This window comes from Holdemania filiformis DSM 12042, assembly GCF_000157995.1.
Lineage (GTDB): Bacteria > Bacillota_I > Bacilli_A > Erysipelotrichales > Erysipelotrichaceae > Holdemania > Holdemania filiformis.
Map to the genome: position 1 here is coordinate 191,040 of NZ_GG657553.1, position 8,558 is coordinate 199,597.

Here is an 8,558-nt window from a genome sequence, read left to right on the forward strand (position 1 = left end):
AAATACGGCCCGGCCACCCGCTCGAGATAATCGCGTTGGGCTTCCGGCAGTTCGTCCGCGTTATGCACAGCGACGCCGGCCCGGCTGCTGGAACCGCCGCGGTAGCCAACGGTTAAGGAAATTGGATCACCCAGCTTGACGGTGTTGGCCGTCGGGAACATGTTCGCTTTGATAAAGCGCGGACCGCTCGAGGCAATCGTGACGATGCTCGTGTGCTGCCCCTTGCGCACTAATGCGTCGCCCAGCTCCAGCTCGCTGACGCCCAGTTCCAGCTTGTCCATCGCATCCAGCACGCCATCGGAAGCCAGCGCCGCCGCATATTCGTAATGCGCGATTTCATTCGCGTTGTTGGTCGTGCGCACGCCGTTTTCCCCGATGAACAGACCGGTTTCATTGCTTAACTGTGCTTCGCCGACGATCGCCTTGACCGCCTCGACGACATAAGAAGGGATATCGTAGCTCTGCCGGTTGTCCTCCAGCGGACTGGTAAACAGCTTCCAGCCAACTAAGCCGGTGCGCTGCCCTTCGGCGATTCCCGCTTCCTGAAGCAGCGTTTTCAGCGACTTGTCGTGACGATGCGGCTGATTCGGCAGCGAGAACAGCGAGACATGCACGGCCGCGGCTTCGATCCGGGCCTTGGCGGCTTTGTTCAGGTTTTCGTTGCCCAAAACCAGTGTCGCCTTGCCGTTGGCGTTCAGCACCAGCAGCGCTTCCTCAAAGCGGGTGAAATACCCGACTAAATACTCGAAATTTCCGCCGTGCTCGACATCACCGTACACGATCAGCTGATCCAACCCGCGCGCTTTCATCGCGGCCAGTACTTTTTGTTTGCGCTCGGCGATCGTTTCGTCGCTCAAGCCGACCGGCGTGCCCGCGCAGTCCTTTTGCGGCGCGCTGACTTGTTTTAAAACGGCTTTGATTTGTTTCATCGTTTCATTCTCCTTTATTCTGACGGTTCGCTTCTTTTCAGCTTTGCCCGCAATCGTGGTATAGTTAAAGCAGGAAAAGGAAGATGCGTTGTGAATCTGTTAAAAAAACTTGAAAATCTTGAAAATGTCACGCCCAACGAGCGAATTCTGATCGACGCGATTCTGAAGGACCCGGAAAGCTTTATCGCGGCCAAGCCGAAGGAAATCGCTTCGCTGACCTATGTTTCCGTGCCGACGATCTACCGGCTGATCAACAAGCTGGGCTTAAGCGGCGTCAACGACCTGAAGCTGCAGCTGCAGGATGCGCTGCGCTCGGAAACCGAAGTCCCGGTGGAAAGCATTGACTTTCCGATTTCCCCGACCGATACGGTCAACGAAATCCTGCTTCATTTAAAGGACGTTTACACCCAGACGATTGAAGACACGCTGAGTCTGTCCGATCAGCAGGTGCTGGTGGACGTGTCGGCGCTGATGAAACAAGCGGCGTTCATCGATGTGTACGCCTCCGCCGGCAATCTCTTTTTCGCCCGGAACTTCCAGTTCCAGATGCAGGAGATCAATGTGAACGTAAACGTTCCCGAAGCGGAATACATGCAGAAACTGTCGGCCGGCAACGCCGACGCCCGCCATCTGTCGATCGTCATTTCGTTCGGCGGCCGGGGCGGCTCGATGAACACCGTCTGTCAGATCTTAAGCGACAACCATTCGCCGATCGTGCTGATCACCTCGACCCAGAAAAATCCGCTGACGCGCTTTGCGCAGTATAAGATTTACATGTCGTCGTATGAAAATCACTATCAGAAGATCTCGTCATTTTCGACGCGGATGACGCTGCTTTATATTCTGGACACGTTGTATTCGATTTATTTCCGGCTCCAATATGACGAGCTGTTAAATCGGAAGCTGACGACGTATGAGAAGATTCACCGGCGGTTAACCCGCCGGGAACCTGAAGATTAGAGAGAACCGGCGCTCCGCTTGCGCCGGTTTTCTTATGGAAGCTGGGATCTGGTTTGATCGTCAGTTCAGGATTAAATCTGATCAACCGGGAACATCGGACGCATGATCCGCTTGAATGGAATCGAAGCGGTGTCCTGCGGCGTCGCTCCGTCGGTCAGCGACATCACATACCCAGCGGCGTTTTCTTTCAGATACGGGAAGATATAGCCCTGCTTGACGACTGTCACATCGTAATTCATCCAATTCACGCCGGCGCATTCAAACTGAATCGCATGCGCGTAGGACTGGCGGTGATTAGCGACAATGATATCGATCGCCGTGCCTTCCACGTGAACGACGACACACTTGCCAAACGTCTTGGCAATGCCTTCGGTTCCGATGCCGATCGGCCGGACGACCTCGCCCTTGGACAAGACGGTGACTTCCAGCTTGACCTTCTCCGACATCGCATCGTGCCCTACGCCCAGCTCGATCTCCGTTTTCGTGCCGAGATCCAGACCATCGAGCAGATCGCATGTCTTCGGATCGCAGATCGAAGCGAACAGAATCCGCTTATCGGACTTGGCCGCCAGCGCCTGCCGCAGGATGAACGTATTCCAGCCGGTCGCGCCGGAGGTTGTGTTATCGCCCGAATCGGTGATGACAAACGGTTTGCCTTCAAAGCTGAGCGCCATCGCCAGCGCGTCTTCCGGCTTCGCGGTCGTGCCGGTGTAATGGAACTCATGCCGCTTGTTCCAGACATAGTCCGCCAGCTTGTCGGCAACCTCTTCGGCATACGCCTGATCTGCTTCCGTAGCCGGCACCACGACGATGCCGCAGCCGGCGACGTCAGTGTCGTGACGGATGTAGCCGACATGCCAGGAACAGCTCAAAATCCGCGGATCCTGTTCCAGTTCATCGAGATACTGATTGATCGAACGCACCGGCTCATCCGCCGATACGCTCTGTTCCCCGCCCAGAATCATCGGCAGCTTGCGGTACACGGAATGAATGTTCTGGCGGTCCTTGACCAGATCGCAGACCATCTGCGCCATCTTCCGCCATGTATCGCGGGAATCAGTGTGCGGGGACTGGCGGTAGCTGCGGATCGCGGTCGTCGCTTCGACATAGTCCTGACACAGATTGCCGTGCGGATCGCAGGCCACCGTGATCGGGATGTACGGTCCGACGAGGTCACGGATCGCCTTGAGGATGTGATGATCGCCCGAGCCCAAGCCGTCGACCTCGCTCGCGCCGTGAAGCATCAGATAGATTCCGTCGATTTCATGCAGATGCTCGCGCACCGCATTGAGGAAGCATGCTTCGATGTAGTCGAACGTGTGGCGCTTGATCACGCCTGAGGCGCCCGATACCGCGTACACCGATGGAATGATTTCAATCCCGGCCTGCTCGAAAATATCGCCGACCTGCATTTTTTCGATCAGCTCGTCGCCGAACGCGATGTCAAAGGTCGTGATCTCGTCCTTGACGGGAATGTTGGCGTTGGCCTCATTGATAAACTGTCCGATTAAAACTTTCATAGCATCACCCTGCGAAGCCTGCCGCTTCGCCCTTTCTCATTGACTCTGACAAATAAAGGTCCGTTTAAACAAGCGCTGCCGGAATGAAGCATCCCGGCAGCGTAAAGTGAAACCTGATTTTTATTTCGCTGCCTTTTTCATATCCCGGCTGAGAATGACTTTCGTTGCCGCAAAGGAAACGATCGTCGCAATCGCCGCAACCAGGATCGCGATCCAGACATAATGCAGACCGCCGTTCTGATCAACGAAGAACAACAGTGTCAGATAGCCTGGGCAGCCGCCCTGAACGAACGTTCTCAATCCGAATAGACCTGCGACTAAGCCTGCGGAAACCGCGCCGATGGCTGTGCCGATCAACGCTTTCGGCCGCGACAGCAGCGCGCCGTAGAAAGCCGGCTCCGTAACGCCGCACAGCACTGTGACGCCGAACGAAGCGATCATGCCCTTCTGCGCCTTGTTGTCTTTGATCGTCGTTGCGACCGCTAAGGCCGTGCCGCCGATGCAGATGTTGGAAACGAAGCCCATGATGCCGGTGACGGAGTTGTAGCCGAGGTTGGCAATCAGTTCAATGCCGATCGGGGACAGACCTTTATCCAAACCGAACATAACCATGTACGGATAGATCGCCGACAGGATCGGCTGGGCGATAAAGCCGAGCGTATTGGTCAGCCAGATGCAGAACGCCGCAATGTAGCCGGACAGCTGGTTGCCGATCGGGCCTAAAACGATTAACGTAACCGGAACGACGAGAATCATTGTGATCAGCGGCGTCAAGAAGAACGTCAGTGCTTCCGGAATGATCTTCTTCAGAACCTTCTGGACATAGTACATAAAGAAGACGCCCAGCACGATCGGAATGACGGTCGAGCTGTAGGAAACCTGCGGAATGCCGATGCCGAAGAAGTCGGTGACCGTTCCGGTCGCAAAGCGCGGAGCGATCAGCGTCGCGCCCAGGAAGGCGCCCATGATCGGCTGCATCTTTAACTGGGAAGCTAACGTATAGCCGACGTACACCGGCAGGAAGGCAAAGCCGGCATCAAAGATCATCAGCATCAGCTGTGCCGTGCCGCTGTCGACGCCCATGCCGAAGTAGTTGACCAACAGGTTCTTGATCGCCAAAATCATACCGCCGGTGATCATGGCCGGAACGACTGGCATGAAGATCGGAGCGACGAAGTTGCCGAACTTGTTCAGGTAGTACATCGCGTTCTTCGGTCCGGTTTCTTCCTCTTCCTCTGCGGCGACGGCGCCGCCTTCTCTCCATCCGGAGATTTCCAGGAATTCTTCGTAAGCGTCATGAACGCCCGGGCCGATGATGATCTGGATCTGCTTGTCTTTGTTGACGATGCCGGCGGATCCCGGAAGATCTTTTAAGCCTTCCTCATTGACGACGCTCTTGCGGGCGTAGCTGATCCGCAGACGTGTTGCGCAGTGCGTGACGTGCGTGATGTTCTCCACGCCGCCTAAAGCTTCCAGTGCTTTTCTGGATAACTCTTCATATTTCCCCATACTTGGTGATTTCTCCTTTCAAATCTTTTTTGGATTTGCAGCTTGAAACGGAGCTTGGAAGTTCTGGCGTTCAGCCTGCCTTGCCTTCGCGAAAGGCGGACGGCAGCGAAACGGTGCGGGAACGATCAATTCTGCGGTGCGGCTTCCGTGCCGCGCTGAAGCTTTTCAGCCTTTTTCCCTTACGTTTCTTTCTGAACCTCCCCTGTCCTCCTTGCGGGAAGAGCCGTCTTAAGCCGGTTGTCTTCCCAGGCCAGCTAAGCCTGTTTGAGAGGAATGGGTGCCGGTAATCCTTCCGGTCCTTTTTCAAAACCCTTTATCACACAGTCCGCTCTGAAGGGACTGGCAATAACTCTGTTACTCGGTCAGACGGATCAGGTGGATCATAATGTACAGCTTTTCATCGGTGCTGACGGTATAACCGTACCGGTCCTTGATCCGCTGCGCGATCCGCTCGATACACGCGGTTTCCCGCGGATGCGTCTGCTCGAACACCTGATAGGTGCTGAGGTTGTAGTCGAATTTGGTGCTGAGATATTCGTTGTTGACAACGCGCTGGGCGAAGAAGCGGCAATGCGTGATGAAGCGGTCGCACTGACCGTTTTCCGTATCAATTTGGAAGTCCTCGCGCACAAGATTGAGAATCTCCTCAATCACGGCGGTGATTTCATACATCTGCTGCATATTGGAATCCAGCTCGGCGTTGATGATGTGCAGGGCGATAAAGCTTGCTTCGCCATCGTCAATGTCGATTTTCAATTTCTGCCGCAGCAGCTCCGTGACTTTTAAGCCCAGCCGGTATTCTTCTTTATACAGCGACTTGACGTTGAGCAGCAGCGTCGGATCGAAGACGATCCCCATTTTGATCCGTTCGATCATATTGGCAATGTGATCGGTGAGCGTGACATAAATGGAATCGTTGATCCGTTTGGTGGACTGGGTCTTGATATAATCGATAATTTCTTCCGAAACCAGAATTGTTTTGTAGGGAACGTCCTGAACGAGCGTTTTGAATTTCTGACCGACGTCGTCCTGAAGTTCAAATTTCTTTTCAATCCGCCCTTCGACGACCTTGCTTCCGCGGGTCATGCCGAAGGCAATTCCCCGGCCGACCAGGATGATCTCGTCACCCGCCTCGTTCTCTGAGAGGATGACGTTGTTATTGTAAATCTGTTTGATGATCACGGAGCCACCTCGCTTTCAGCGCCTGCCTTACGCTTCGATTTCAAATAAAGCTTCACCGGGTTTCACGTTTTCCTCGCTTTTCAGCAGCTTTACTTTGCGGTTAATTGCCAGAACCGGTACGATCGTATCGCAGCCCTTTTTTCGGATATAATTCCAGTCCACGATCGTTAACAGATCGCCGGGCTGAACGTGATCGCCGACCTGCACCTTGGTGTCGAACGGCGTTCCCCCCAGCATGACGGTGTCAATGCCGATATGCAGCAGGATTTCGATGCCGGTCTCCGTTTTGATGCCGATCGCGTGCTGTGTTTCATAGACCATCGTGATCTCGCCAGCTACCGGGCTGTAAACTTCACGCGCTTCCGGCGCAATCGCCATGCCGTCCCCTAGCATCCGCTGCGAGAACATTTCATCCGCAACATGGTCCAGATTGACCGCTTTTCCGACTAACGGGCTATAACAGATTTCCATCGCTTAACCTCCTTGGAAAAAAGAAAAAACCAATTTGCAGAGAAGACATAAAAGTCCTCTTGCAAATTGGTTTTGCTTGTTTTATTGAACAATAACAATCCAATTACACCGTCATTGTAAGCGATACCATCAGAAATTGTCAACAGGAAATTTCCAAAATTTTCTAAAAAAAATTACATCTCAATTACGCCCGTCATCGCCAGTAGTAAGCTTAAACCGATTGTAATTACACCTGATAAATAGTTCAATTGAGAATAAATTAAACGGGGAAATTCAGAGACAATCACCTCGCGTTCTGAATTTTTCCAGTACTTTTATAAATTAAGGGTGACGATCACAATTCCATTGTGAATCTGATTTCCCAGATTTTCTAACCGGGAAAATCAGATTAAAATCATATCTTAATAACGATCTTTTTTTCATCATAATCAGAGCCGGCGCTCGCTTTGAGCTTAAAATTTTATCTTCGATGAAACGGCACAAAACGCTGAAACATCCGCCCTCATTTCTTTGCGGCTGAATCCGGGCATTGAGAAAATTAAAAATTCCCTGACGGTAAAACGGTCTTCCCTATTTCTGAACCTTGACTGAGAATTGAACCAAAAGACTTTACCTGATAAAAATAACAGTGTTTTACCGGATATGCTATAATAAAGAAGCAGGTTAATTCCTGATAATGATCTTCAATTTATTGGTTATAAATTAGGAATTACCCTTATTTTAACAATTTATAATAGGATTTATTTATAAAACAAATTTTGTTACAAAAAATCTGTTATAATAAAGAAAACAAAGGAAATCGAACAATCTATTCCCTTATCCCGATCATGCATCGGCTTGCATGCGGATCGAAAGGAGCAATCGTTATGAAAATTGCGGTCATTGACGACTCGGCAGAGGATCGAAAGCTGCTGGCTGAAAAAATTCAAAATTTCTGCCTGCGCGAATCGCTGATCTATGAAATCCGTTCATTTTCCTCGGGAAATGAATTTCTGCAAGCTTCACGCGCGGACTGGGATATCATCTTCCTGGATATTTTCATGAACGAAATCGACGGTATGACCCTGGCCCGGACTTTGCGGGGAAACAACGTCCATTCTTTAATTGTGTTCACCACTTCCAGCCGTGATTATGCGATTGAGAGCTATGATGTCCGGGCTTTTCACTATCTTGTTAAACCGATTCCGCAGGATAAGCTCGACGAGGTTTTGCGGTTAAGTGAAAAATCAATACGCTCGCGCAATCACTACATCGAAGTAAAGGAAGGCCGGATCATGGCCCGTGTTTTAGTCCGGGACATCATGTATACCGATTATTACAATCATTACATTCAAATTCATACGTCCAACCGGATGATCAAGACTTATATGTCCTTTGCGGAATTTTCACCGCTGCTTTTAAAATACAAACAGTTCATCAGTCCCTACCGCAACTGTATGATCAATATGGACTATGTCCAGCAGATGGATGATCATGATTTTCTGATGAAGGATCAGGTTCAGATTCCCATCAACCGCGCGCGCAAAGGTGAAATTCGTCAGGCCTACGCTGATTATTCATTTAAGCGCCTGAACGAGGGGTAAGCATCATGACGCTCCTGGATTATTTTTTAAGCTTGGGCACCCGCTTGGCGCCCTATTTGTTTTTGATTTTAATTCCCTTTCGCAATCATCTGCGCTGTTCCTTCCGCCGGGGCGTACTGTATGCCGTTCTGTTTTATCTCGGCACGACGCTGATTGTTTATCTCTTTGGTGAAACGTATGGAATCAATTCAATCTGGATGCTTCCGTTTACCTGTTTCTTCCTGGCCTTCTGCCTCTTTCTGGCTTATCATGTCCTGCGCACTTCATTACGCAAGCTCTTGTTTCTGATTCTATTGATCGAGAACTATTCGGATATTGTCTTGATGTTCTCGGAAATTCTGGAAACGCACCTCGCCGGACTGCTTCCGGGGTTCTCTGCGGTCGGGTTGGTATCGCTTTGCCGG

The 8,558-nt window shown here is 51.4% G+C and carries 8 protein-coding genes; 3 read left to right on the forward strand and 5 right to left on the reverse strand.

Features of this window, described 5'->3' with window-relative positions; translation table 11 throughout:
* A partial coding sequence (locus tag HOLDEFILI_RS03315; protein ID WP_006057997.1) for a M24 family metallopeptidase occupies positions 1 to 929 on the reverse strand: 929 nt, incomplete at its 3' end.
* Positions 930 to 1,019: 90 nt separating this feature from the next.
* On the opposite strand from HOLDEFILI_RS03315, the gene HOLDEFILI_RS03320 reads away from it, so the two are divergent.
* A complete protein-coding gene (locus tag HOLDEFILI_RS03320) occupies positions 1,020 to 1,889 on the forward strand; it encodes a MurR/RpiR family transcriptional regulator (RefSeq protein ID WP_006057998.1) in 870 nt (289 codons plus the stop codon).
* Between the two features lie 71 nt (positions 1,890 to 1,960).
* Here HOLDEFILI_RS03320 and HOLDEFILI_RS03325 read toward each other — a convergent pair whose 3' ends face one another.
* From HOLDEFILI_RS03325 to HOLDEFILI_RS03340, 4 genes are all read right to left on the reverse strand, one after another.
* Positions 1,961 to 3,409 (reverse strand): M81 family metallopeptidase, encoded by a 1,449-nt coding sequence (locus tag HOLDEFILI_RS03325; protein WP_006057999.1) that lies wholly within the window; start codon positions 3,407 to 3,409, stop codon positions 1,961 to 1,963.
* 120 nt (positions 3,410 to 3,529) lie between these two features.
* The gene (locus HOLDEFILI_RS03330; protein ID WP_006058000.1) at positions 3,530 to 4,918 is read right to left on the reverse strand and encodes a PTS transporter subunit EIIC; all 1,389 of its coding nucleotides are present in this window, start codon (positions 4,916 to 4,918) and stop codon (positions 3,530 to 3,532) included.
* A gap of 354 nt (positions 4,919 to 5,272) precedes the next feature.
* Positions 5,273 to 6,100, reverse strand: a complete 828-nt coding sequence (locus tag HOLDEFILI_RS03335; RefSeq protein ID WP_006058001.1) for a PRD domain-containing protein — start codon at positions 6,098 to 6,100, stop codon at positions 5,273 to 5,275.
* 27 nt (positions 6,101 to 6,127) lie between these two features.
* A complete protein-coding gene (locus tag HOLDEFILI_RS03340) occupies positions 6,128 to 6,571 on the reverse strand; it encodes a PTS sugar transporter subunit IIA (protein WP_006058002.1) in 444 nt (147 codons plus the stop codon).
* 866 nt (positions 6,572 to 7,437) lie between these two features.
* On the opposite strand from HOLDEFILI_RS03340, the gene HOLDEFILI_RS03345 reads away from it, so the two are divergent.
* Positions 7,438 to 8,154: a LytR/AlgR family response regulator transcription factor gene (locus HOLDEFILI_RS03345; RefSeq protein WP_006058005.1), complete on the forward strand. Its 717-nt coding sequence runs from the start codon at positions 7,438 to 7,440 to the stop codon at positions 8,152 to 8,154.
* A gap of 5 nt (positions 8,155 to 8,159) precedes the next feature.
* On the forward strand, positions 8,160 to 8,558 hold a 399-nt coding region (locus tag HOLDEFILI_RS19550), incomplete at its 3' end, for a hypothetical protein (protein ID WP_006058006.1).